Source organism: Bacillus benzoevorans (genome assembly GCF_014207535.1).
In the GTDB taxonomy this organism is placed as follows: domain Bacteria; phylum Bacillota; class Bacilli; order Bacillales; family Cytobacillaceae; genus Bacillus_BD; species Bacillus_BD benzoevorans.
In genome coordinates this window covers 1-24,754 of record NZ_JACHGK010000011.1, presented here as the reverse complement: position 1 = coordinate 24,754, position 24,754 = coordinate 1, and the positions used below count along the sequence as shown (strand labels likewise).

25 protein-coding genes, 1 riboswitch and 2 other annotated features are annotated in these 24,754 nt (G+C 39.9%); of the genes, 22 read left to right on the top strand and 3 right to left on the bottom strand.

Annotated features, from left to right (window positions below; genetic code table 11):
* Window positions 1-15 precede the first annotated feature (15 nt).
* From narI to cdaS, 12 genes are all read left to right on the top strand, one after another.
* The gene (narI, locus tag HNR53_RS14705) at window positions 16-711 is read left to right on the top strand and encodes a respiratory nitrate reductase subunit gamma (RefSeq protein ID WP_184527323.1); all 696 of its coding nucleotides are present in this window, start codon (window positions 16-18) and stop codon (window positions 709-711) included.
* Window positions 712-918: 207 nt separating this feature from the next.
* A complete protein-coding gene (gene hprK, locus HNR53_RS14700; protein ID WP_184527321.1) occupies window positions 919-1,827 on the top strand; it encodes an HPr(Ser) kinase/phosphatase in 909 nt (302 codons plus the stop codon).
* 154 nt (window positions 1,828-1,981) lie between these two features.
* Window positions 1,982-2,935: a UV DNA damage repair endonuclease UvsE gene (gene uvsE / locus HNR53_RS14695; RefSeq protein WP_184527319.1), complete on the top strand. Its 954-nt coding sequence runs from the start codon at window positions 1,982-1,984 to the stop codon at window positions 2,933-2,935.
* 136 nt (window positions 2,936-3,071) lie between these two features.
* Window positions 3,072-4,100 carry a spore photoproduct lyase gene (gene splB / locus HNR53_RS14690; protein ID WP_184527317.1) on the top strand — a complete coding sequence of 343 codons (1,029 nt, stop codon included), beginning with the start codon at window positions 3,072-3,074 and terminating at the stop codon, window positions 4,098-4,100.
* Between the two features lie 10 nt (window positions 4,101-4,110).
* A complete protein-coding gene (locus HNR53_RS14685) occupies window positions 4,111-4,266 on the top strand; it encodes a hypothetical protein (RefSeq protein ID WP_184527315.1) in 156 nt (51 codons plus the stop codon).
* A 230-nt stretch (window positions 4,267-4,496) separates the two neighbouring features.
* On the top strand, window positions 4,497-5,474 hold the full coding sequence (locus HNR53_RS14680; protein WP_184527313.1) for an NAD(P)H-dependent flavin oxidoreductase: 978 nt from the start codon (window positions 4,497-4,499) through the stop codon (window positions 5,472-5,474).
* A 148-nt stretch (window positions 5,475-5,622) separates the two neighbouring features.
* Window positions 5,623-5,875 (top strand) — a binding site (T-box leader).
* An 83-nt stretch (window positions 5,876-5,958) separates the two neighbouring features.
* Window positions 5,959-6,192, top strand: a binding site (T-box leader).
* Between the two features lie 78 nt (window positions 6,193-6,270).
* A complete protein-coding gene (gene trpE, locus HNR53_RS14675) occupies window positions 6,271-7,683 on the top strand; it encodes an anthranilate synthase component I (RefSeq protein WP_184527311.1) in 1,413 nt (470 codons plus the stop codon).
* A complete protein-coding gene (locus tag HNR53_RS14670; protein ID WP_184527309.1) occupies window positions 7,667-8,251 on the top strand; it encodes an anthranilate synthase component II in 585 nt (194 codons plus the stop codon). The genes trpE and HNR53_RS14670 overlap by 17 nt, the downstream gene beginning before the upstream one ends.
* Window positions 8,251-9,270, top strand: a complete 1,020-nt coding sequence (gene trpD / locus HNR53_RS14665; RefSeq protein WP_184527650.1) for an anthranilate phosphoribosyltransferase — start codon at window positions 8,251-8,253, stop codon at window positions 9,268-9,270. The genes HNR53_RS14670 and trpD overlap by 1 nt, the downstream gene beginning before the upstream one ends.
* The gene (trpC, locus tag HNR53_RS14660) at window positions 9,271-10,062 is read left to right on the top strand and encodes an indole-3-glycerol phosphate synthase TrpC (protein ID WP_184527307.1); all 792 of its coding nucleotides are present in this window, start codon (window positions 9,271-9,273) and stop codon (window positions 10,060-10,062) included.
* On the top strand, window positions 10,059-10,673 hold the full coding sequence (locus HNR53_RS14655; RefSeq protein ID WP_184527305.1) for a phosphoribosylanthranilate isomerase: 615 nt from the start codon (window positions 10,059-10,061) through the stop codon (window positions 10,671-10,673). The genes trpC and HNR53_RS14655 overlap by 4 nt, the downstream gene beginning before the upstream one ends.
* A 474-nt stretch (window positions 10,674-11,147) precedes the next feature.
* Complete coding sequence (gene cdaS / locus HNR53_RS14650) at window positions 11,148-11,744, top strand: sporulation-specific diadenylate cyclase CdaS (protein WP_184527303.1); 597 nt, start codon at window positions 11,148-11,150, stop codon at window positions 11,742-11,744.
* An 82-nt stretch (window positions 11,745-11,826) separates the two neighbouring features.
* On the opposite strand, the gene HNR53_RS14645 is transcribed toward cdaS, so the two are convergent.
* Window positions 11,827-12,927 carry an AI-2E family transporter gene (locus tag HNR53_RS14645; protein WP_184527301.1) on the bottom strand — a complete coding sequence of 367 codons (1,101 nt, stop codon included), beginning with the start codon at window positions 12,925-12,927 and terminating at the stop codon, window positions 11,827-11,829.
* Between the two features lie 255 nt (window positions 12,928-13,182).
* Here HNR53_RS14645 and HNR53_RS14640 point away from each other — a divergent pair, with 255 nt between their 5' ends.
* A complete protein-coding gene (locus HNR53_RS14640) occupies window positions 13,183-14,022 on the top strand; it encodes a DMT family transporter (RefSeq protein ID WP_184527649.1) in 840 nt (279 codons plus the stop codon).
* Between the two features lie 101 nt (window positions 14,023-14,123).
* Here the strand turns inward: HNR53_RS14640 and HNR53_RS14635 are convergent, their stop codons facing one another.
* Both HNR53_RS14635 and HNR53_RS14630 read right to left on the bottom strand, forming a co-directional pair.
* On the bottom strand, window positions 14,124-15,485 hold the full coding sequence (locus tag HNR53_RS14635; RefSeq protein ID WP_184527299.1) for a PFL family protein: 1,362 nt from the start codon (window positions 15,483-15,485) through the stop codon (window positions 14,124-14,126).
* A gap of 17 nt (window positions 15,486-15,502) precedes the next feature.
* Window positions 15,503-15,778 carry an ACT domain-containing protein gene (locus HNR53_RS14630; RefSeq protein ID WP_184527297.1) on the bottom strand — a complete coding sequence of 92 codons (276 nt, stop codon included), beginning with the start codon at window positions 15,776-15,778 and terminating at the stop codon, window positions 15,503-15,505.
* 123 nt (window positions 15,779-15,901) lie between these two features.
* A riboswitch (glycine riboswitch) is annotated at window positions 15,902-15,977 on the bottom strand.
* A 570-nt stretch (window positions 15,978-16,547) separates the two neighbouring features.
* On the opposite strand from HNR53_RS14630, the gene proB reads away from it, so the two are divergent.
* The 9 genes from proB to HNR53_RS14585 all read left to right on the top strand — a co-directional run bounded on the left by proB (window position 16,548) and on the right by HNR53_RS14585 (window position 24,594).
* Window positions 16,548-17,654: a glutamate 5-kinase gene (gene proB / locus HNR53_RS14625; RefSeq protein WP_184527295.1), complete on the top strand. Its 1,107-nt coding sequence runs from the start codon at window positions 16,548-16,550 to the stop codon at window positions 17,652-17,654.
* Between the two features lie 11 nt (window positions 17,655-17,665).
* Complete coding sequence (locus tag HNR53_RS14620) at window positions 17,666-18,913, top strand: glutamate-5-semialdehyde dehydrogenase (protein WP_184527293.1); 1,248 nt, start codon at window positions 17,666-17,668, stop codon at window positions 18,911-18,913.
* Window positions 18,914-19,256: 343 nt separating this feature from the next.
* Window positions 19,257-19,673 (top strand): hypothetical protein, encoded by a 417-nt coding sequence (locus tag HNR53_RS14615; protein WP_184527291.1) that lies wholly within the window; start codon window positions 19,257-19,259, stop codon window positions 19,671-19,673.
* A 122-nt stretch (window positions 19,674-19,795) separates the two neighbouring features.
* The gene (locus HNR53_RS14610) at window positions 19,796-19,942 is read left to right on the top strand and encodes a Fur-regulated basic protein FbpA (RefSeq protein WP_246439590.1); all 147 of its coding nucleotides are present in this window, start codon (window positions 19,796-19,798) and stop codon (window positions 19,940-19,942) included.
* Window positions 19,939-20,763, top strand: a complete 825-nt coding sequence (locus HNR53_RS14605; protein WP_184527287.1) for an alpha/beta hydrolase family protein — start codon at window positions 19,939-19,941, stop codon at window positions 20,761-20,763. The genes HNR53_RS14610 and HNR53_RS14605 overlap by 4 nt, the downstream gene beginning before the upstream one ends.
* A 156-nt stretch (window positions 20,764-20,919) precedes the next feature.
* Complete coding sequence (gene yknW / locus HNR53_RS14600; protein WP_184527285.1) at window positions 20,920-21,588, top strand: YknW family membrane protein; 669 nt, start codon at window positions 20,920-20,922, stop codon at window positions 21,586-21,588.
* Window positions 21,588-22,715, top strand: a complete 1,128-nt coding sequence (locus tag HNR53_RS14595; RefSeq protein ID WP_184527283.1) for an efflux RND transporter periplasmic adaptor subunit — start codon at window positions 21,588-21,590, stop codon at window positions 22,713-22,715. Before yknW ends, HNR53_RS14595 begins: the two co-directional genes overlap by 1 nt.
* Entirely contained in the window at window positions 22,712-23,404 is a 693-nt protein-coding gene (locus tag HNR53_RS14590; RefSeq protein WP_184527281.1) for an ABC transporter ATP-binding protein, read from the top strand. Before HNR53_RS14595 ends, HNR53_RS14590 begins: the two co-directional genes overlap by 4 nt.
* Window positions 23,401-24,594 carry an ABC transporter permease gene (locus HNR53_RS14585; RefSeq protein ID WP_184527279.1) on the top strand — a complete coding sequence of 398 codons (1,194 nt, stop codon included), beginning with the start codon at window positions 23,401-23,403 and terminating at the stop codon, window positions 24,592-24,594. Before HNR53_RS14590 ends, HNR53_RS14585 begins: the two co-directional genes overlap by 4 nt.
* Window positions 24,595-24,754 lie beyond the last annotated feature (160 nt).

Here is a 24,754-nt window from a genome sequence, read left to right as displayed (position 1 = left end):
AGGAGGATGGCAGACATGGAGAGTAATTTTTGGTGGACCATTTATCCCTATATTTGCGGAACAATCCTGATTGTTGCGACATTTTATCGCTTTGTTTTCCGGGGGAAAAGCTGGACGGCGCCCTCTACGGAAATCTTTGAGAAAAAATGGCTCAAATTGGGATCGGTTGTTTTTCATTACGGGATCATTTTTGCGTTTATCGGACATGTGATGGGAATGCTGGTTCCGCTTGAAATATATGAGGCAATGGGAGTTAATGAACACATGTATCATATTTTTGCAGTTTCAGGCGGTGGAGTTGCGGGTGTAATGGTTGTCTTTGGATTAATTGTCATGTTGTATAGAAAACTTACTTTTCCCAAGGTACGTACACATACAACGCTTGGTGGATATTTGACTTTGATCTGGCTGATTTTGGTCGCCGGACTGGGAACGTATATGACCATCATTTATAACACCACTGTGGGCGGATATGAATACCGCTTATCTATCGGTCCCTGGTTTAGAAGTTTATTCACTTTTCATCCCCGTGCAGAATTAATGTCAGGAGTCCCGGCTCTGTTTAAGCTGCATATCATTTTGTCATTTATATTATTTGCTGCCATCCCATTTACGAAGTTAGTACATATGTTCAGTTTCCCGCTGCGTTACCCGGCACGGGCCCCACAGCAATATCGTGCGCGAGATGGATATAATAAGAACAGCAGGTAATGGGAGAGTTGTTTTCATGCTCAGGTGACAAAACATGATACGCTCTTAAAGGCAGAAAATATTCTTAATAAAACAGATAGGATAAAAAAAGGCCAAAGTTGTTCACTTTTGGTCTTTTTTTGTACAAAATAATACAAGAATAATGATAATATCTAATTATAAACTTAAAAATAATAATATAGACTTAATTAAAGATAGGGAGCTAATATGAATACAATCACTGTACGGCAATTAGTTGATAAACTAAAATTAGAAATTGTCGCTGGCGAAGAAGGACTCGATCAGCTTATTGATAACGATGATATCCATCGTCCAGGGCTTGAATTGACAGGATATTTTAAGTATTTTCCAAGCGAAAGAATTCAGTTGCTAGGAAGACAAGAAATTACCTATCTTCATTCCTTAACAAAGGCTCAGCGGGATGAGAGAATTGGAAATATTATTAAAGAGCACCCGCCATGTATTATTATTACACGAAATCAAGAAGGGCTTTCATATTTAATCAAGCACTGTAATGAAGAAGGAGTGGCGCTTCTTCGTGCGAAAGAAAAAACAACAAGGGTTATAGGCAAATTAAATAGTTATTTGGAAAAGGAATTAGCAAAAAGTATTGGGATTCATGCTGTTTGTATGAATGTTTTCGGTGTTGGACTGTTAATCAGAGGTGAGAGCGGTATTGGGAAAAGCGAAGCAGCCCTTTCTTTAATTGAAAAAGGGCACCGTCTTATTGCCGATGATTTAGTTATTTTAAAAAGAATCGATCTAGAAACGTTGATCGGCACACACAATCAGACGAACCGCGACTTTTTATCCCTAAGAGGAATCGGGATGATCAATGTGCCGCGTCTTTATGGTTCAGGCGCTTTTCAAGATGAAACGTCGATTAATTTAGATATTATTCTTTCGGCATGGGATGTGAAAAAATACTATGATGGGATTGAAACCACAAAAGAAATGATTGAGTATTTAGATGTCCCCGTTCCGCATATTGAAATCCCAATCAGGCCAGGACGGGATATAGCAAGCTTAATCGAGGTAGCGGCAAAAAATTGGCGCCTTGAGCAGCAAGGATATACGGCACTAAATGAATTTTACGAACGAATTGAAAATATGTAAATGAAGAGCTGATACGAAAAGTATCAGCTCTGTTTCTATCTTTAAAAAGCAGGAGGAAAGGAGAGCATGTAAAACATTTATTATGGGAACATAATGATAAATGAATCTTGAAAAGAAGGGTGATTGATATAGAAAAATTGAGAGAGGGCATAAAATGAAGATCCGGTTTGGCTATGTAGCAACTGCTTTAGGATTGTGGGATGCAAGTCCATCGAAGACAGTGACATTTGCGCGTTATTCTTCCTTGCCAAAACAGGAGAGAATGGAAAAATTAAAAGAAGTAACGGCGCAAAATATACAGCATACAAAAAGAATTCTATATTATAATTTGGCCCATGGTATAGAATTATATCGTTTTTCAAGCTCACTTGTTCCACTCGCTACCCATCCCGAAGTGATGTGGGATTTCGTTACCCCATTTAAACATGAATGGGGAGAACTGGGCCAGCTGGTATTAGGTGGAAATATACGGACAAGTTTTCATCCAAACCAATTTACTCTGTTTTCAAGCCCCCGGGACGATGTAACGTTTAGCTCGATTAAGGATATGGAATTTCATTATACGATGCTTCATGCTATGGGCATTGCCGAGCAGTCTATTGTAAATATTCATATTGGCGGGGCCTATGGAAATAAAAAAGAAACTTTAACAAGGTTTCATCAAAATTTCAAAAAGTTACCAGATAATATTAAAAGGATAACCACGCTGGAAAACGATGATAAAACCTATAATATCGAGGAAACGCTGCTTGCTTGTGAAAAAGAACATGTTCCGATGATTTTTGATTATCATCACTATATGGCGAATAAAGGAGAACATGATTTTTCTAACTATCTGGAGCGCATTTTTAATACATGGAAATTTTCCAGTCTGCTGCCAAAGGTACATCTATCTTCGCCAAAGTCTGAAAAAGAATACCGTTCACACGCAGATTATGTTTCCTTAGAGTTTATCCGCCCATTTTTAGAAGAAGCAAAGAAGCTAAATCAAGATTTTGACATAATGATTGAGGCCAAGGCTAAGAATCTTGCGATGCTCCAATTAGTAGAGGAAATTGCTGCTATGAGAGGAGTCAAGCGGTTAACGGCTGCCTCTGTTAAATGGTAAGGGAAGTAAGATTCCATATTTATGACAACATAAAATGTCGATTAAAAGGCAATATTTTTATTAGGGCACTCAGGTGAAATTAACATTTTTATTAGGGCACTCAGGTGAAATTAACCTTGTTACTAGGAGAAGCATAATGGATGATCCTTTTATACCAAAACTTGTTTATTTTGAACCGAAAGCGTTGGACTACCCTTTAGGAAAAGAATTGCAGGAAAAGTTTGAAAAGATGGATGTTGAAGTACGCTATACTACATCACATAATCAAGTAAGAGATCTGCCTGGTGAAAATGATTTGCAAAAATATCGGATTGCGAAATCCACTTTAGTAGTAGGGATCAGAAAAACGCTAAAATTTGATACATCTAAACCTTCTGCGGAATATGCCATTCCACTCGCAACCGGATGTATGGGTCATTGCCATTACTGCTACTTACAGACAACGATGGGAAGCAAGCCTTACATTCGCGTATATGTGAACGTGGATGAAATTTTCGAAGCAGCCGATAAATATATTGAAGAAAGAGTGCCGGAAATTACTACGTTTGAAGCAGCCTGTACTTCGGATATTGTCGGAATCGATCATTTGACCCATTCATTAAAAAAGGCGATCGAACATTTTGGTAAAACGGACTACGGAAAGTTAAGATTTGTCACTAAATTTCATCATGTCGATCATTTGCTGGATGCGAAACATAACGGGAAAACCCGGTTTCGCTTTAGTGTCAATGCCGACTATGTAATCAAGAACTTTGAGCCGGGAACTTCTTCACTGGAAAAAAGGATTGAGGCAGCTGGAAAAGTGGCCCGAGCAGGATATCCCCTTGGTTTTATTGTTGCACCTATTTATCTCCATGAGGGCTGGGAGGATGGATACTTCCATATGTTTGAGCGTCTAGAAGCAGAATTACCTATCGAAGCGAAAAGGGATCTTAGTTTCGAGTTCATTCAGCATCGTTTTACAAAACCAGCAAAGAAAGTAATCGAAAAAAACTATCCAAAGACAAAATTAGAATTAGACGAGGAGAAAAGAAGATATAAATGGGGTAAATATGGTATTGGGAAATATATTTATCAAAAAGAGGAAGAAGAGAATTTAAAAAACCACTTATTTTCCTATTTGGAGAAATTCTTTCCAGATGCCAAGCTTGAATATTTTACTTAGGAGGATGGATATGTCAATTCCTACAAACGATAGCAAGGGTGGAGAAAAAGGAAAGTATCAGCCGGGTTCCGGAACAAAGTATCATAAAGAGCATGCCGCTCATGTGCCCGATTATGGTGGAAACAGCATGGAACCTTCCGCGAAAGAAATAACCAAATCAGATTGATAATAAGTGATAAAAAATATTTAAAGATAGCATTTAAACGGCCCTAATGGATAGAGCCGTTTTTTTTAGTTGTTTTAATGTTTTTACTATAAAACCAGTGTATAAAAGGGAAATGTAAATATTTGCAAATCCTTTTCATAAAATGACAAACGTCACTATTAGATAAAAAATGAACATGCTAAACTTCGATGTAGTTATTGTGAAATAATAAATGAAACGGGGAATTAATCATGAACTTTCCACGATTACAAATAGGTCATATGACACCAAAGGTTCCAATCATGCAGGGCGGAATGGGTGTCGGGATTTCATTAAGCAGACTTGCAGCAGCCGTCGCAAATGCCGGAGGGATTGGTACAATCTCTGGAACAGGGATCAGTGTGGCTGAAATGCGCGAACATATTCGCCGAGCGAAAAAAGCGGTAAATGGGACCGGATATATTGGCGTCAATGTATTATTTGCGATGAGTGATTTCGCTGAAAAAATGAAAGCGGCACTCGAAGAAAAAGTGGATTTCATTATTTCCGGTGCGGGAATTTCGAGAGATATGTACGCATGGGGAAGAGAAGCAGGTATACCTGTTCTTTCAATCGTTTCTTCAGCAAAATTAGCAAAAATCTCAGAAAGATTAGGCGCTGCGGCTGTTGTTGTGGAAGGTTTTGAGGCAGGAGGACATCTTGGAACAGACCGGCCGATGTTTGATATTCTTCCCGAAGTCGTAGAAGCGGTAAAAATCCCGGTCATTGCTGCAGGCGGTATTCTGACTGGTGAAGATATCGCGAAGGCTCTTAGCGTAGGAGCATCCGGCGTACAGATGGGAACACGATTTGCTGCAAGTGTCGAATGCGATGCACCTGAAGCCTTTAAGCAAAAATATATTGACGCACGCATTGAAGATACACTTTTGCTCAAAACAACTGTTGGACTTCCGGGAAGAATGATTGCGAATTCATTAACAGATTCTCTTATTAGTCAAGATAAGCTGAAAATCAGCCATTGCCAAAACTGCCTGAAAAACTGTTCCCACCGTTTTTGCTTACTGGAATCATTGTTTACAACGGTTAATGGTGATGTAGAGAATGGAATCGTTTTCGCAGGTGCCAGAGTAAACGAAATTACGGACATTCTGCCAGTTCAGCAAATTATTGATAACTTGACAGAAGAATATGAAAGAACGTTAAAATTGAAAAAAAGCTTGATCAGTTAAACGATCAAGTTTTTTCTTTAGACCTTTTTCATGAAAATAAAAGCGGCGTAACATTTTGAGCTTTTGTAATTGACTATTAATTTATGTAAATTTAAAAAATACAGTTGACGTAGTGAAAAAATAGTATTAACATAAAGAACAAATAAAGCGTACGGCTGTGATGAAGAGTAGTAGCATTTTTGGACACTAAAGAGAGCTGATGGTTGGTGCAAATCAGTGTGAATGGAAATGCGAATGGACTTCTGAGCTCCAAACCGAACCTTTTGCAAGGTGTAGGCTTTGGCGAAGGTCTCATCGTTACAAGAGACAGATATTAAATACAAATATTTGCATTTAATATCTGTAAAGTGAGCTGATACATCAGCTAATGAAGGTGGCACCACGGGTTTCTCGTCCTTTTTTGACGGGAAGCCCTTTTTGTATTTATTTGGTTTATGATGATACTAAATTCTATGCTGTATGAATATATTAAAAATTAAATAAAAGAAAATTGTTGAGTAAGAGTAGTACACGATTGAAATTTGTTCCAGAGAGCCGGGGGAGCTGTGAACCGGTACAAATTCAGCGTTGGAATGGACCTACGAGAGGTATCCTGAACAGCAGTAGGGATGCACGGAATTCCACCGTTAAAAGGATAGGGTATTTTAGTACCCGAAAAGAGAGAGCAAAACATTTGCTCTAACTGAGGTGGCACCGCGGTCAATGAATCGTCCTCTATTCACATTATCTTTATGTGAATAGGGGACTTTTTTGTTTTTTTATAAGTTTCTATTTTTCTGAATAAAGGAGTATGACGATGAAATCGATGATAAATGAAAAAAAATTAATCGTTAAAGAAATTGAGGGAGATACATTAACACCTATTTCGATATACCAAAGTCTAAAGGGAAAGAAGAAGTTTTTATTGGAAAGCTCCTTAAAACACGAGAAGTCGGGGAGATTTTCCTTTATTGGCGCAGAACCGTACATGGAGTTAAAAGGTTTTGGCGGAACAAGCCATATGATTAAAAATGGCTCAGAAGAGATCGTTTTAGAGAAGCCGCTGGAGCTGCTAAAAAAGATACTGCCACAGCAGGATTTTGAACCAAGTGCCTTATTTCCATTTGTCGGCGGTGCGGTTGGTTATGCCGGTTATGATGCGATTCGTCAATATGAAAATATCGGTGAGGTGCCGGAGGATGAGTTCAGTCTTCCCGATGTACACTTTCTCTTTTTTGAAGAGTTAATTGTATTTGACCATCTAGAACAAAAGGTGTATCTGACAGCATTACCGCTAAACTCTGGTACAACAGAGGAAGAACTGCAAAAAAGGCTGGAGAAAAAGCGTTTGGAAATCATAGAGGGATTAAATGTAGAAGAAGCAGCGGATGTCACCTTAACTTCTTTCAAAGCAGCTATGTCAAAAGAAAAATTTATCGATAATGTCCGTAAAGCAAAATCATACATTGAGGAAGGCGATATTTTCCAAGTGGTGTTATCGCAGCGGTTAACAGCAGATATACAAGGTGACCCATTTTCACTGTACCGTAGATTACGCATTAAAAACCCATCACCCTATATGTATTATTTTGATTTCGACGGTTATGCGATTGCCGGGGTTTCACCGGAAAGCTTGATTAAGGTTTCGGATAGACAAGTCATTACCAATCCGATTGCCGGTACAAGGCCAAGAGGAAAAAGTCCGGAAGAAGATGAAGCCCTGATCACCGGCCTGCTTGCTGATGAAAAGGAATTGGCAGAGCATAAAATGCTCGTCGACTTAGGCCGGAATGATTTGGGCCGTGTCTGTGAATTTGGTTCTGTTAAACTGACTAAATTACTCTCAATTGAAAAATATAAACATGTGATACATCTTGTGTCAGAAGTAGAAGGGAAGCTGAAACAGACTTGTGCCGCTATTGATGCATTGACCTCCTGTTTACCTGCAGGAACGGTTTCAGGTGCTCCTAAAATTCGTGCCATGGAAATCATCAATGAATTAGAAAATAGTAAAAGAGGAATATACTCGGGTGCCATTGGATATCTTTCAGCGAATGGAAATATGGATTTTGCCCTAACGATTCGTACGATGGTCATTATTGGGGAACAGGCTTATATCCAGGCGGGTGCCGGAATTGTGTACGATTCGGTACCTGAAAAAGAATACGAGGAAACACTTCATAAATTAAAAATGTTTTTGGAAGGTGAATTCGATGATTTTGTTAATTGATAATTATGACTCTTTTACTTATAACCTGTATCAATATATTGGTGAACTTGGCGAAGCGTTAACAGTCAAACGAAATGATGAAATAACCGTGGAAGATATTGAGCAATTAAATCCGGAGGCCATCATTATTTCCCCGGGACCGGGAAGACCGGAAAATGCCGGGAATACCGTTGAAATCATCAAACAGTTTTATAAAAAGATTCCGATCCTCGGAATTTGTCTTGGTCATCAGGCCATTGGATACTCCTTTGGCGCAGTGATTGAGAAGGCTGGTAAAATTATGCACGGCAAAACTTCAAAGATTCGCCATGGAGAAAAAACATTATTCCAATCCATGCCACAGGGAATAGAAGTCATGCGTTATCACTCACTGGTCATTAAAAAAGGCACACTCCCGCCATACTTCGATGTATTGGCAGAATCTGCCGATGATGGTGAGATCATGGCGCTAAAACACTGCCATTACCCATTATACGGGATGCAATTTCATCCGGAGTCTGTTGGAACAGGGGAAGGGAAACAACTGTTAAATAATTTTTTATCTGAGATGAGAAAGGAAGTATTATGATGAGAGAGATTTTAGAGAGATTAGCTGAGAAAGAATCATTAACAGAACGTGAAATCGGAATGGCGATGGAACGATTATTCTCCGATGAAGTGACAGACAGTGAAATTTCCGCCTTTTTAATTGGGTTAAAGATGAAAGGGGAAACGATTGAGGAAATCGCCGGCCTGGTTAATGGAATTCGGGCCAATGCTTTACCATTTAAAAAGATCCCTGGCAGCTTGGATAACTGCGGTACTGGCGGGGATGGATTAAAAACGTTTAATGTCAGTTCAACCTCCGCATTTGTGATTGCCGCAGCCGGAATACCGGTAGCAAAACATGGCAACCGCAGTGTTTCAAGTAAAACAGGCAGCGCAGATGTTTTGGAAGAATTGGGAATTCAATTGAATCTTACCGAAGAAAGACTACAGGAAATCATTGATGAGGTAGGGATTGCTTTTTTATATGCCCCAAATGTACATCCAAAAATTAAACGTATTCAGAAGGTTCGGAAGGACTTGGGAATTCCGACAGTATTTAATTTGCTTGGACCACTGATGAACCCGGTTGATCTCGATACCCAATTTCTAGGAGTGTATCGTCGTGATCTGACGAAAATGTTTGCCGAAGTCTTGCAGGCGCTTGGACGAAAACGGGCTGTTGTTTTAAACGGTGCTGGTTCAATGGATGAAGCATCACTTCAAGGGGATAATTACTTAGTGATTTTAGATAATGGTACAATGAAAGAGGTCACGCTGCACCCTGAAGATGTCGGTCTGCCGGTATACCCAAATGAAGCGATTGTTGGCGGGTATGCAGCTGAGAACGCAGAAATCTTACGGAATGTCTTAAAAGGCAAACAAGGCGCACACCGTGATACCGTTCTTTTGAATGCCGGAATCGGTATTTTTACCGGAGGAAAAGCAGACTCGATTCAGGAAGGGATTGAGAAGGCAAAAGAATTGATTGACTCAGGAGCAGCTTTAGAGAAATTACAACGGTTAATAGAAGCAAGTAATGCACAGAAAGAGGCGATTTAATTGGCAACCATCCTAGATGCTATCCTATCAGAAAAACAAATTGAGGTAGAAAAATTAAAGAAGCAGACAGTAAATCAATCTGCCGTTGAACATAAACATCATTCCTTTATCTCGATTTTAAAAAATGCAGAAGAATTATCGATTATTGCCGAGTTTAAGCGTGCAAGTCCTTCAAAGGGGGATATCAATACGGGATTGAGTCCTGCGGAACAAACAAGGTCCTATATTCAATATGGAGCAAGTGCTGTTTCTGTGCTAACGGATAAGGTGTTTTTCAAAGGTTCTATCCATGATTTAGAGGATGTACGAAAAACCATTGAAGCACCGATCCTTAATAAAGATTTCATCATTGATCCAACCCAAATCGATGTGGCGAAAAGAGCAGGGGCTGACATTATTTTATTAATTGTGGCGGCGATGGATGAGGATAAACTCATGTCCCTTTATCAATATGCCACCGATCTGGGGTTAGAAGTTCTAATTGAGGTTCATAACGAAGCGGAACTGGAAGTGGCTTTAAAGACAGGCGGACAACTGATTGGAGTAAATAATCGCGATCTAAAAACCTTCGAAGTTGACTTGAGCGTAACCGAAAGATTGGCACCAATGGTGAAAAAAACTGGCGCCTTTTTGATTAGTGAAAGCGGAATCCGTACACTTGAGGATGTTAAAAGAGTAGTAGCAGCCGGCGCTAATGGCATTTTAGTAGGGGAAACCTTCATGAGAGCCGACAGTCTTGCCGATACACTAAAGCAAATGAAACTGCCGTTGCAAAGGGAGACTCGTATATGAGGGTAAAAATATGCGGCATCATGAGTGATGCCGCAGCTCAAACCGCCGTTCAACATGGTGCAGATGCACTGGGTTTTGTGTTTGCAAAAAGTAAACGTGAAATTTCCATAGAGTCTGCGAAGCAAATAATCGAAAAACTGCCGAAAGATTTACTAAAGGCAGGCGTTTTCGTCAATCCTTCGAAGGAGTGGATTGAAGAGGTTGTTTCCACTGCTGGAATCAATATCGTCCAGCTTCATGGGGAAGAAACTCCTGAATTTTGTGCGTCTATTTCGTATCCAGTGATCAAGGCATTCAGCATCGAGTCCGCATCAGACTTGGAAAAAATTCACGAATATCCATGTGAATATGTGCTGTTAGATGGTCCGAAAGGAAAGAAATATCACGGGGGAAACGGTATTTCCTTTGACTGGAATTTACTATCAGACTTCGATTTTAAAGATAAGAAAGTGATCCTTGCCGGCGGTTTAACCGAAGCAAACGTATCAGAAGCCATAACGGAAGCAGCGCCATTTATGGTTGATGTAAGCAGCGGTGTTGAAACCGAGGGTCAAAAGGATCTGGCAAAAATCAAAGCATTTTTATCTTGTGTTAAAGGTGCACGGCTTTAGGGTAATAATTCACTTTATTCAGCAATGTTTTTTGCGACGAGTAATCGCAGGAGCAGAAGTCCCCACTTCCATAAGTGGTGGGATGAATGCAATAACTTTACCGATTCAGTGGGGGTTCAACCCCGGCTGAAAAGCCTGCGCCTCAGGCGGATGCCTCGTTTTTCAAAGGAAATTTTTCGAGCAAGCTCGACGACGGACAGGACGTCCTAGTCAGGCGAAGCCATAAGGCTTTTCTTAGAACTTTAGTTCTTAGAAAAGTCAATCGGGCTCAGCGCGACAGGATGTGGCGTTTTGAAGCGTGAAAAAAATCGGGCGCAAATACGCCAAGGCGCATTTGATATTTTCTGTTGTTTTTTCGCTTCTTTTAGGGGATGCTACAAACGAATGCAGAATGAAAAAGAGACTAATCGATATAGTTAGTCTCTTTTTCATTCTAATGAAGACTCAAAATTAACCTAAAGGAATGAACGGCACATGGATCAAAGAGAGCAGTATACTCAAGGGATATCTAATTACATCGATAATATCAGCCAGCAGCTATATACCATTAATGAAACCTTGACTGATCATGACTGCTGCATATTATCAGATTTTGACGAACTGCAAAAGCTTGTCTCTGAAGCGCAAAATCTTGCTGCTGTTTATTATCTGCAAACATATATGGCGCCTTATACGGATCAATACATCAGTCTATCACTTGCAGCCCAGCACCTTTCGGAAAAAAAACATGGCGCTTTAATCGCACTGGAACGAAATGATAATCTCGACCATTATGTTCATAATGGCACCTTTATTGGTGCAGATATCAGTCATGTCTTGCTTGAGACCGTTTTTTACCCTGGCAACCCGCTCCACGATGGCGGGGTAGTAATTAGAAAGAATCAAATCCATTCGGCGGGGAATATTTTTCCGCTAACGGAAATAACCTTTCAAAACCGGAACCATGGTACAAGACATCGTGCGGCAATCGGCCTGTCTGAAAAAACAGATGCGATTATCATCGTTGTTTCGGAAGAGACAGGGCGAATTTCGTTTGCGCGAAATGGGAAACTATTTGTTGTGCGTGCATAATGGAGAAATTGCGGCCGCACCCTTGCTACTTCAATGACGAGTGGTTCAACAAAAGAAAAACCCCCAATAGAGTGGGGGAGACTTAACCTTTTTCCGTTTCAGCTGCCGTTTTTCGAGACCTGAGAAAACGGACGAAATTTAGAATGATTGTTTTCGTTACCGCATAGAAAGGAATAGCAAGGATCATTCCGAGTATCCCAGCAAGATTCCCTGCAACAAGGAGGAGAATAATAATCGTTGCCGGATGAGTGTCCAATTTTTTTCCTAAGATAAGCGGTGAAAGGACGTTTCCTTCCATTTGCTGTGCAATGGTTATCACTACGACAACTAAAATAGCTTTAGTAGGAGAGTCAAATAAAGCGATGATGACAGCAGGTGCGCCGCCTAAAAACGGACCGACATACGGGATAATATTTGTGACAGCAACAATTAAAGCCATCACTAATGCGTAAGGCAGATCAATGATCAAATAACCGATAAATGATAATGTTCCGACGAATAAGGCAACCGTTACCTGGCCGTGTATGTATGCTGAAAGTGTCTCTCCGGTTTCTTTCAACGTTTTTAATCCATCATTACGATAAGCAGCAGGGAAGAATTTAGCTACCATACCTGGAAATTTGTTTCCATCTTTAAACATATAAAACAATAGAAATGGTACAGTGACAATGGTTATGGCAATATTGGCGACAACGCCAAAAATACTGGTTACACTTTCCGTAAGTCTTGTTGGAAGAGTAGAAGCGAAATCCTTTAAATCATTAATAATATTGCTGATGGAGACATAATCCTGTGTCATGACCCATTTAAATTGTTCCGACTTCGACAACGAATTGAGAAAATCCATCGTTTTATTGTAATAGTCTGGCACATCGTTTACAAAAGCAGTCACCTGTTTCGAGATCATTGGAATTAAGTTGCCGATGACAAGGCCAATTAATCCGATAATGATGATATAAATCACGAGAATCGCCAGTGTTCTCGGTAACTTCAATCGTTGTAGGTAGTTGACAAATGGATTCAATAGAAAATATAAAAACCCCGAAATAATAATCGGGAAGAACAATGTTGTGACGAAAATCCCGATTGGTTGAAATAAAAAGGATATTTTTGTTGAGATATAAATGATACTCACAATAATGAGTACTTGCAGTGACCAATACTGAAATTTATTTTTTGCCAAAATCTTTCACCTTTTCCATTCAAGATAGGAATATTATAGCAAATATTTGCTTTTAACCATAATATTTCCTTTTGCAGATGAAACCTGTGCAAAACTTGTGGCAATGATTTGCCTCCATAACAGATAAATAACTATATTAGTAAAATAACTTTCCTAAATACTAGGACAAGTTTATAATAGGAAAGTAGTTTATTCGGAATATCTTTGCACTCAAATTTGATTTATTTGTTATGTTGAAAGAAGGAATTTTTGTTTATGTGGTTATTGGCAGCGATAGTGACAACATTTTGTTTTGGGATTAATAACTCATTATTTAAGTGGAGTACGATGAAAGGAATGTCTAAAGTAAACCTACAATTTTATTTTTATTTATTAGCTTTCATTCTTACTTTTATCTTTGGCTTTTTTATCATGGACAATCTCCATATGAATCTTCTTTCTCTTAGTTTGGGAGCATTAATCGGGATATTAAATGCAAATGGAAATATCCAAATGTCTAAAGCTTATGAAAAAGGACCGGCTAGTATTACAGCTCCCTTAATTGCATCTAATGCCGTCATTCCAGTACTTTTTGCGGGAATTCTGTTCCATGAGCAGATATCGGGTCTGCAATGGAGCGGGATCATATGTATGTTTATCGCAGCAGCTGTCATTCAATATTCTCCAAGTTCCAAAAGAGAAACAGAGTATCTGCCATGGCTTTACCGTATTATCCTTGCTATAGCTTCGTTTGGTCTTTTAGGATTGCTTATGAAAACATCCTCTTATTTGCATATAGATTCGATAACACTTTTGGTTAGTATGTATGGTGGAGGAACATGTTATCTTGCCATATTCTTATTATTGCGTAAAGAGAAAGCAACCGCGAATGAAAAGTTAGTTGGAGCATGTATCGGATTGATAAGCATCATTGGCTACAGCAGTTATTTTTTTGCCCTAAAATCAGGGATTGCTAGTATTATCTTTCCTGTTGTGGGTCTTAATTGCTTAATTGTTGTATTAGTTGGCTGTTATTTTTTTAAAGAAAGATTGCGTATATATCAAATTGCCGGCATTTTTGCAGCCGTATTTGGTTTAGTGTTAACCAAAATATAAGCTAAAAGAGTAGATGGCGTCAGCGGGATATGATAGTTCATGAGTGATGGGAATGATAAAAAGACTGACGTGTGATGTCAGTCTTTTTATGCTGGAATTGATTAGTTTATTAAAGATTGAAGCGGGGCAGGAATTCTTCCTCCGCGCCTGATCATTTTTTCAGAACTATACGGATTAACCCCCATTACAGGTGCACGTCCAAGTAATCCTCCAAATTCAACCATTTCCCCTTCTTTTTTTCCAATTACGGGGATGATTCTGACTGCTGTAGTTTTTTTATTAATCATGCCAATCGCGGCTTCATCCGCTATAATGGCTGAAAGAGTTGCAGGTGTGACATCTCCTGTAAGAGCGATCATATCCAGACCGACTGAGCATACACACGTCATGGCTTCAAGCTTTGACAGGGTAAGAGATTGATCGATAATACCACGGATCATTCCATTATCTTCACTGACAGGAATGAAGGCGCCGCTTAATCCTCCAACATAGGAGCTGGCCATGGCTCCGCCTTTCTTAACCGCATCGTTCATTAATGCGAGTGCTGCAATTGTGCCATGTGTGCCAACTCTTTCAAGTCCAATCTCCTCAAGAATTTCAGCAACGCTGTCATTGATTGCATTGGTTGGAGCCAGGGATAAATCCATAATTCCAAACGGAACATTCAATCTTTCTGCGACGACACGACCGATTAATTCGCCGGCACGGGTAATTTTAAATGCTGTCTTTTTAATGATATCTGCTACTTCGCCAAGGTCAGCATCGGGATAGCGTTTTAATGAATTTAATACCACTCCGGGACCGCTTACTCCAACATTGATCACGACTTCCCCTTCGCCGGAACCATGGAATGCACCGGCCATAAACGGATTATCTTCAACAGGATTACAGAAAACGACAAGTTTAGCGCAGGCCATTCCGTTGTTGTCTTTTGTCAATTCTGCTGCTTCCTTCATAATAATGCCCATTTGCCTAACAGCATCCATATTAATACCGGCTCGGGTTGTGCCAACTGAAACGGAAGCACACACCCTATTCGTTACACTTAGGGCTTCCGGAAGTGCATCAAGCAGGGTTTGATCCCCTTTAGAAACTCCTTTATGTACAAGAGCAGAGAATCCGCCGATAAAATCAACTCCAAGAGCAACCGCTGCTTTATCGAGCGTTTTTGCCAGCTCAACCGCTTGCTCTTTTGTTGCATTGCCAAGAATTTCAGCAGCAGGTGTAATGGAAATCCTTTTATTGATAATCGGGATACCGAATTCTTTTTCCGCTTTTTCCACTGTTTCTTTTAAATCTTTAGCGTATGTGGTAATTTTCTCATAAACCCGCTGCTTCATTTTTTCAAAATCAGAATCCGCACAATTACGAAGGCTGATTCCCATTGTGACAGTCCGGATATCTAAATTTTCTACTTGGACCATGCGGATGGTCTCCATCATTTCATGTAAGGAAAAACTCATGTTTCTTCATCCTCTCTTTAAACACGGTGCATGGATTGGAAAATTTCTTCTAATTGAACATTAATATTTAAATTCATTGGTTTTGCTAGTTCCGATAATTGGTGCTGCAATGATTCAAGATCTTTTGCTTCAGCTACGTCAACGAGCATCATCATCGTGAAAAAGTCTTGTAAAATAGTTTGGCTGATATCTAAAATATTGATCTGATTGTCAGCGAGCACATTTGTTACTTTTGCGATGATTCCTACTTGGTCTTTGCCAATGACACTTACAATTGCTCTTCTTTGTTTCATTTTTTTCACCCCGTTAGATTTTAAGTCAATTAAAAATTTTTTTTTTGTAAAAGATAGGTAAATAAAAAGAGATTGGCACTAAATTTCCAATCTCATGAGGCAGGAATAACAAAAAGAAATATTCGTTACTCTTCTGTCCTTTTGCCTGAGATTGTGAATCCTTCGGCGCCGGCTAAACGGTCTCTCCAGAAGCTGCTCCAGCTATAGTGTAACCCATAACATTCATTGCAACCTATTATATTTCAAAATAATAAAAATAATATCAATATTTTTGTCAAAGGTCAATATATAATTTATGAACATTTCAACAGATTGCCATGATTAGAATTGTGCAAACAGAAAACATATGATAATAGCTTAGAAAAAGCCATGAAGGCTTGAACAGGTATCTAAAAGGAGCTAAAATAGGATTAAGACTCTTGACAGAAAAGTACTTCATCCTCATAATAGATTAAAATAATGAACGAAAAAGATGGATTAGTATGAGAATCTTTATGTGTTAGAGAGTGAGGTTTACAGCTGAAAGACCTCATCACAGAAAAGCCTCAGAACCTGCCATCCGAGTCCTATGCAAAACATAGGCGCTTTAACAGCGTTATCATGCCGAGCGGGATGCGAAACTGCATCCAATGAAGGTGGTACCACGGAAACGAGCTTTGGAGCCCTTTTCGTCCTTTAACATAAGGATGAAAAGGGCTTTTTTGGTTTAAAATAGTTGATTAGGATTTGTAATAACAAAATTGTAAAATACATGTTGGAGTGCTGAAGAATGGAGAAAAAGAGAATTGTCGTGAAAATCGGCAGCAGTTCGTTGACGAATTCAAAAGGAGAAATTGATCAGGAGAAATTTATTGATCATGTGGTAGCGGTAGCTGCTTTAAGGGGTGAGGGGCATGAAGTGATACTCGTCTCATCCGGTGCCGTTGCTGCAGGCTTTGCCAGTCTTGGCTATCCATCAAGACCTGTTACAATAAAGGGCAAGCAAGCGGCAGCTGCTGTAGGGCAAAGTATTCTGATTCAAAACTACATGGAACAATTCAGCCGATTCGATATCATACCAGCGCAAATATTATTGACGAGAAATGACTTTTCAAAAAAGGATCGTTATCGTAATGCTTTTGCCACGATAACAGAGCTTCTGGAACGCGGAATATTACCGATTATCAATGAAAACGATACGGTATCGGTTAAGGAATTAACATTCGGCGACAATGATATGCTATCGGCTCTTGTCAGCGGTCTGGTTCATGCCCATAAGCTTATCATCTTAACCGATATTAATGGTTTGTATGATTCCAATCCTGCCGTTAATCCTGCGGCAAAGAAATGGGATCGAGTGGAAGAGATTACAGATGAAATGATGCAAGCTGCAGAAGGTTCCGGTTCAAAGGTCGGTACAGGAGGAATGAAATCAAAGCTCCAAGCCGCGAAAACCGCGCTGTCTCTTGGCGTAAGAGTCTTTATCGGCCGTGGACAGGGCCGGCAAAAACTGCTTGATATTCTAGATGGCCATGGTGATGGGACCTATATCGGAAATGATTCTTTGACCACCGTCAACAATCCAAAGCAATGGATTGCCCTGCATTCCCGGGTGTCAGGTCAAATTTATATCGATCAAGGCGCTGAATTAGCACTGACAGCGAAAGGAAGCAGTTTACTGCCAGCTGGAATTCATGATATTACTGGTTCCTTTGAAAAAGGGGATGTAGTCGAAGTTTTTGGTGAAAAGGGTTTAATTGGAAAAGGGGAAGTATATTATTCGGCCGAGGAATTAAGAAAAGTAATGGGAAAACGAACGGATGAAGTGGAAAAAGAGATGGTTGTGGCCGCAATTGAAGTCATTCATCGCGATAATTGGGTCAAAGCTAAAAAATAGGGGGAATGAAAATGAGTGAAGTGAAAGAAAAAGGCAAATTAGCTAAGAGTGCAAGCTATGAATTAATTGGAAAAACTACTGCTGAAAAAAATGAGGCCTTGGCCGCTATTGCCGAACAGCTTCTGCTTGATCAGGAAGAAATATTAGCGGAAAATAAAAAAGATCTTCTCTCAGGAAAAGAGAAGGGGTTTTCTGATTCAGTCCTTGATCGAATCATGCTCAATGAAAAACGAATTGCTGATATGTCTGGAGCAATCGGGCAATTGATTCAATTAAATGATCCAATTGGGGAAATAATCGAAACGATTCATAAGGAAAATGGTTTGCTCATTGAAAGTAAACGTGTCCCTTTAGGGGTCATTGGCATGATCTATGAAGCGCGTCCCAATGTAACAATAGATGCCGCTACCCTGGCTTTAAAAACAGGAAACGCCGTTATTTTACGAGGCAGTTCCTCCGCCTATCATTCAAATAAAGTGTTAGTATCTTCCATTCATCGTGCCCTTGAAAAAACAACAATCGTAAAAGATGCGGTACAGCTTTTAGATGATACGAGCAGAGAAACAGCAAAAGAGTTGTTTCATCTAAATGAATATTTGGATGTTTTAATTCCTCGCGGCGGCAAGAATTTAATTGATACCGTTGTGAGGGAATCTACGGTACCCGTTTTGGAAACTGGAGCGGGAAATTGCCATATTTATATTGATGAAAGTGCTCAGCCAGAAATGGCGGTTCGCATTGCGATTAATGGAAAAACGCAGCGGCCATCGGTATGCAATGCGATTGAATCCATTTTAATTCATGAAGAATGGCTTAAAGAAAACGGAGTACAGCTGCTCGAATCTTTGCACGCGAAAGGTGTAAAAATAATCGGGGATGAAACAATCTGTAAATTATTGCCAGATATTCAATTAGCTGATGAAGACGACTGGTATACAGAGTATTTAGCTTTAACCTTGAGTGTTAAAGTGGTTGGAAACGTTAAGGAAGCGATTGACCACATTAATCAGTATGGTACGAAGCATTCAGAAGCGATTATTACCGAAAATAAGCAAAATGCTGAGGCCTTTTTAACCTATGTGGATGCTGCTGCGGTGTATCATAATGCATCAACAAGATTTACAGATGGTTTTGAATTTGGCTTTGGTGCTGAAATAGGAATCAGTACACAGAAGCTGCATGCGCGCGGTCCTATGGGTCTGAAGGCACTCACATCAAGCAAATATACGATTCATGGAGAGGGCCAGATAAGAGGATAATAGCAATAGAGATAAGAAAGGGCAGCAGCTCAGCTGTCCTTATTTCTGCTGTATAATTGAATGGAAGAATTCTTTCATCGTATTAGAAAACACCATTCCTATGCGATATGACATGAATGGTGTTTTCTCTATCTAATAGTATTGGGGAATATCTCATTCAGCAAATTATTTCTCGGGAAAGCGCAGAATTAGACAATTTTCCGGTTGATTCATGTCGAAATTTGTTGGGATGTATCTATTTTGCTATCATAAAGTCAGATATAGAAAACTACCGTAAGATTTCTTGCTTGAAAAGTTGTTTAACCGTCCGTAAAATAATAGATATAGTTTTGGGGGAGAGAAAATGCTGAATACGACGAAGCAGTTAGAAAATGAAGAAATCATTAGCGACATTTTAAAAGATATTGTGGTGCATTCTTTTGAAGAAATCAAAGATGAGGATGTTCTGCTCTGCTTGGAATGCTGTGATGTTGATTTAGAGATTGCTACATCCAATCATTTTGCATTTCAGGAAGCAATTAAAGTGAATTTTGCACTGGATGAATTTGGCGATATCGTGGATTTAGATGAATACCGTCAATTAATCTGTGAACTTCATCATTATTTTGTTGAATTACATAAGGAGAGCGGGTTATTTGATTTTTTCCCTGAAGGAGAATACAATGTAAAAGGAGAAACTCGAAATTTAGATTCTGATATGATTGCTCCAAAGGGAAGATTTTATGCTCCTTTTGAGGATGCGGTGATAAAGCAGCCTTAGTAAGGCAGTTTTTTTACCCTTTAAACCAAGTAAACTTATATGATATATTATATTAGTTTAGTTAAAGGAGAATTAATAATTAATAAATGGAATTGTTCCAATCAAATGAAGAGAAAAAGGAAATGCTCATTGACCAACTGCTTGCCTTCGGCATGTTCAAAAAAGGAAGTTTTCAATTGTTTGAATTGCCATTGCAGGAATTACAGGATGAATATGATAAATTGCTCGAAACCAGAACGAAAAATCCGGAAAGGAAGTATGGAAAATGAAAAAACAAATATGGATTAACTGGAAACAACAGAAATTAGCGGCAGTATTAGAATATCCGGAGAACCTGCTGACAGATAGGAATTATCCCCTGCTTATTATTTGTCACGGATTTGTCGGCAGCAAAGTTGGAGTTGACCGGTTGTTTGTCAAAACAGCGGATGCTTTAACAAAAGACGGGATGATTGTTCTGCGATTTGACTATAGCGGCTGCGGTGAGAGCAGCGGTGATTACGGAAAAACAGGATTACATGATTTAATAGAACAAACCCGAACAGTCATAGAATACGGTTTTAATTTAAAGCAAGTTGATCGAAATAATATTACCTTGCTCGGGCATAGTCTAGGTGGCGCGGCAGCAGCACTCACTGCAGCTAATGAAAAGCAGATCAAAAGGCTGATTCTTTGGTCGGCTGTTGCTCATCCATTCAAGGATATCAGCCGGATTGTCGGAAGCGAAAAGGTCAGATTATTGAAGCCAGATTCAAGTATTGATTATTTAGGCTACGAGCTGACCAAACCATTTTTTGATTCTTTATCCGGATATGAACCATTGAAGGCAGCACGGGGCTTTTCCGGTGCTGTGCTGTTAATCCATGGCACGGGCGATGAGGATATTCCAGTCAATTATGTTAGTGAGTATGAAAAGGTATTTACGGATAGAAATTCGGGTGAATGTACAGCATATGAAATTCAAAAGGCTAATCATACCTATTCAAATTCAGAGCATTTTACCCAGTTGATTGGCTACACGAGAAGTTGGTTAAGGAAACAGCAAGCATTACAGGAGTATAGCTTGCATGATCATGCATTCATCGTTTGATTGATAGGTAAATATCCCTGAATAAAAAACGTATCCGGCTGCGGATGCGTTTTTCATTGCGAAAAGAATTCTGAAAATGTAAAAAAATTGAAACCTTTTGTCATATATCTGCGTATAGTGAAGAGAACACATTTTTTCAGGATAGGGAGTGCTTTTATGGAAAACGAAGTAGTTGCAAAACAAACCAAACCAAATCTTTTTGCTGTGATTTGGAGTCCGGGGCAGCAGTTTGAGAGAATACGGCAAAATCCGAAAGTATGGATTCCGCTGCTATTCGTTGTCATCCTTAATGCCGCATCATTTATTATTGCAGCTTTGTCGTTGACGGCGAAGGATTTAACAACTGCAGGTCTGCCTATTGAACAAGCAGAGATGGTCCTTGGTTTTACAAAAGTAACGACGATTGTGACGGGATTTATTTCACCCATTTTTACTATTTTTATTTCCACAGCTATTTATTTTATGATTACTAAAATTGCCAAGAAAGATACAACATTTATGCAATTGCTTTCAATGAGTACATTTATTTTCTTCATTCCAGCAATTGGTTCTTTACTCAATAGTATCCTTTGGGTGTTGCTTGGCGGTTCGTTAGGATCGGGGATTTCTCTAACAAGTCTAGCCGGAGTATTAAATAGCGATTCACCGATATTAGGTGCGATTGAATTATTCGCTATTTGGAAATTATTCTTAATCGCAATGGGCTTACATAAGGTCGGGCAGTTATCTAAAACAGCAGGCATTATCACAGCAGTAGTGTTCTTCTTAATATCTCTAGGTTTTGCTGCGCTTGGAGCGCTATTCTCAGGAATGGCGGGTATGTAATGAAGAAAAAAGTCTGGATTGCACTTGGAGTTGCTTTGCTAATTTTAGTGATGGTAGGCATTAGCGTCTACCGACAAGCCTTTGCAGAAGGTCCTGTTGTGCAAACCGAAAAGGTAAACGAGGAAGAAATCTCTTCCACCATCATGGTGCCGGGGATATTAAGTCTTCAGGATGAACAAAAAGTATACCTCTCACCGGAAATGGGCGAAATAAAAGAAATTCTTGTTCAAGAAGGTCAACAGGTTAAAAAAGGTGACGTTTTACTAAAAATGGAAAATGCTCAGCTGGATTTAGAAGTTGAACAAAATAAACTGGCTGTCGAATCAGGCTATTTAAAAGTGAACCAAGTGAATAAACAAATAGAAGCTCTCGATAAAAAGCAAAAAGAGCTTGCGAAACAGGTTGGGGAAAAAGAGGCAAAAGAACAGATGTCTTCAGAATTAGAGCAATTAAATATGGAAAAGAAAATGGCTGACTTAGATTTAAGGCAGACTCTGCTGCAGAAAGATTCACTGGTAAAACGGCAGGGGGAATTACAAGTTACCAGTAAAATTGATGGAACGGTTCTTTCAGTTGATCATCAAGTCAAGACAGCTCAAGAAGGCAGCAGCCAGGAGCCGGTCATTTATTGCGGGAACTTGGACGTGATGGCGGCCACCGGGACATTATCTGAATACGATACGTTGAAAGTTGTTGCCGGACAGAGGGTGATGTTAACCTCCGATGCAGTACCGGGAGAAAAGTGGGAAGGGGAAGTCTTGAAAATTGGTGCCATTCCAAAAGAAACTTCCTTTGGTACACAAGGGGATGGTCAGATGGTTCAATACCCTGTAACGGTAAAAGTGAACAGCGAAAAAATGCCATTAAAACCAGGGTTTCAGCTGATCATGGAAATAGAAACCGAGAATAAGAAAGGTCTTGTTATTCCTATACAAGCTCTTTCTGGTGCAGGAGAACAATCCTTTGTCTATATCGTTAAGGATAACAAAGCCTATCGCCAGAAGGTACAAGCCGGGGTAACATCCCGAGATAAGGTTGAAATCATTAAAGGATTAAAAACGGATGATATTGTGATTGTTGAGCCGGGAGAAGAGCTTACTGATGGCATGGAAGTGAGAAAAAAATGATCCGATTGGAAGAAATCACAAAATCATATCCAATCGGAAAGGACAAAATTGATGTGTTAAAATCAATTAACCTGACGATTGAAAAAGGTGAGTTTGTCGCGATCATGGGTCCTTCAGGTTCAGGCAAATCAACCTTGATGAACATTATCGGCTGTCTTGATAAGCCGACATCAGGAAGTTATTTTCTCGATCATGAAGATGTATCCCGATACAAGGATGCAGAGCTTGCGAAAGTTCGTAATGAATCCCTCGGCTTTGTTTTTCAGCAGTTTCAATTGCTGCCAAAACTAAATGCTGTAAAGAATGTTGAATTGCCAATGATCTACAGTGGTATTGCAAAAAAAGACAGGCTATCACGTGCCAAAGCGGCACTAGAAAAGGTAGGTTTGGCAGATCGTATGGAGCATCTGCCTAACGAACTGTCTGGCGGGCAAAAACAGCGTGTAGCAATAGCCAGAGCGATTGTCAACGAGCCTAAATTAATACTTGCCGACGAGCCGACAGGGGCATTAGATACAAAAACGAGCATCTCGATTATGGAAGAGTTCAGCCGGCTAAATAAAGAAGGGACAACGGTCGTGATTGTGACACATGAACCTGAAATTGCCCAATATGCCAACAGAACCATATTTGTGCGTGATGGCATCATTGTTTCCCATGATTGGATGAAAAGGGGGCAGGACTTGTGAGCTGGATGGAAAATATCAGTATGGCTATCGGCTCCCTTCAATCACATAAACTGCGTTCAATGTTGACGATGCTGGGAATAATTATTGGTGTTGGAGCAGTGATTATTGTGGTGGCAATTGGTCAAGGCGGGGAAGCGATGCTCAAATCGCAGATTATCGGTTCAGGGAATACAATCCAAGTGTATTATGAGCCAAGCGAAGAAGAACTGCGGGCAAATCCTAACATCTATTATGAAGCGTTATTTACAGAGGAAGATATTCGTGCGTTAAAGCAAATTCCGGAGATTAAACAAGTTGTGACCTCCAGTTCTGAATTTACAGCAGCTCGGTTTCAGGAGACAGCGGCAGACAGTAATGTATCTGGTATAAATGAAGCTTATCTACAGGTAAATGATTTAAAGATTAAAAAGGGAAAAAGTTTTTCGTCTTCCGATTTTCTTGGGGGAAGAAGGACAGTTGTGATCAGTGCTTCACTTGAAGAAGAACTTTTTGAACAAGATTCTGCTGTCGGAAAAGTGATTCGGATAGGAAACCAACCGGTCGAAATTATTGGTGTCCTTGAAAAGCCGACCGGTATGTTTGCTTTTAATTCGAATGAAGTCTATCTCCCTTTTAACACATGGAAAGCGATATTTGGTCAATCGAATATCACCCAAGTAACGCTCCAAGCGGTATCCGCTGATGATGTGGAGACAGCTGGAAATAAGGCGGCGCAAAAGCTAAATACTCTTCATAATACGGAAGAATCATACAAGGTAGTCAATATGGAAGAAATGGCTCAAGGAATCAGCCAAGTTACCAGGATTATGACATTGATTATTGGCAGTATCGCCGGGATTTCATTGCTTGTCGGCGGAATCGGTGTCATGAATATTATGCTGGTATCCGTTACCGAAAGAACAAGGGAAATTGGCATTCGCATGGCTTTGGGAGCGACAAGGAAACAGGTATTAACTCAGTTTTTAATTGAATCGATGATTTTAACTTTAATTGGAGGAATATTGGGGCTATTAATGGGTTGGGGTGTAGCGGCGATCGTTGCCGCATTTGCCGGATGGCCTCCGCTTATCTCATGGCAGGTTGTCATCGTAGGAGTCCTTTTCTCGATGGTGATAGGGATTGTATTTGGATTGCTGCCGGCGAACAAAGCCTCTAAACTGGATCCGATTGAATCACTGCGGTATGAGTAGGTTTACTTCTTTTCCCAATCAGGGAATCTTGGGGGTGGAATAAATGGTACAGCGGACAGCTGTGCCTTTGTGCGCTTGGCAGCGCATCGGACTAACGGGTGAAAGTCCCGAACACGCCGCAGTGGCGGAAGTGTATAGCTGACAGGTAGTGCATTGCCGT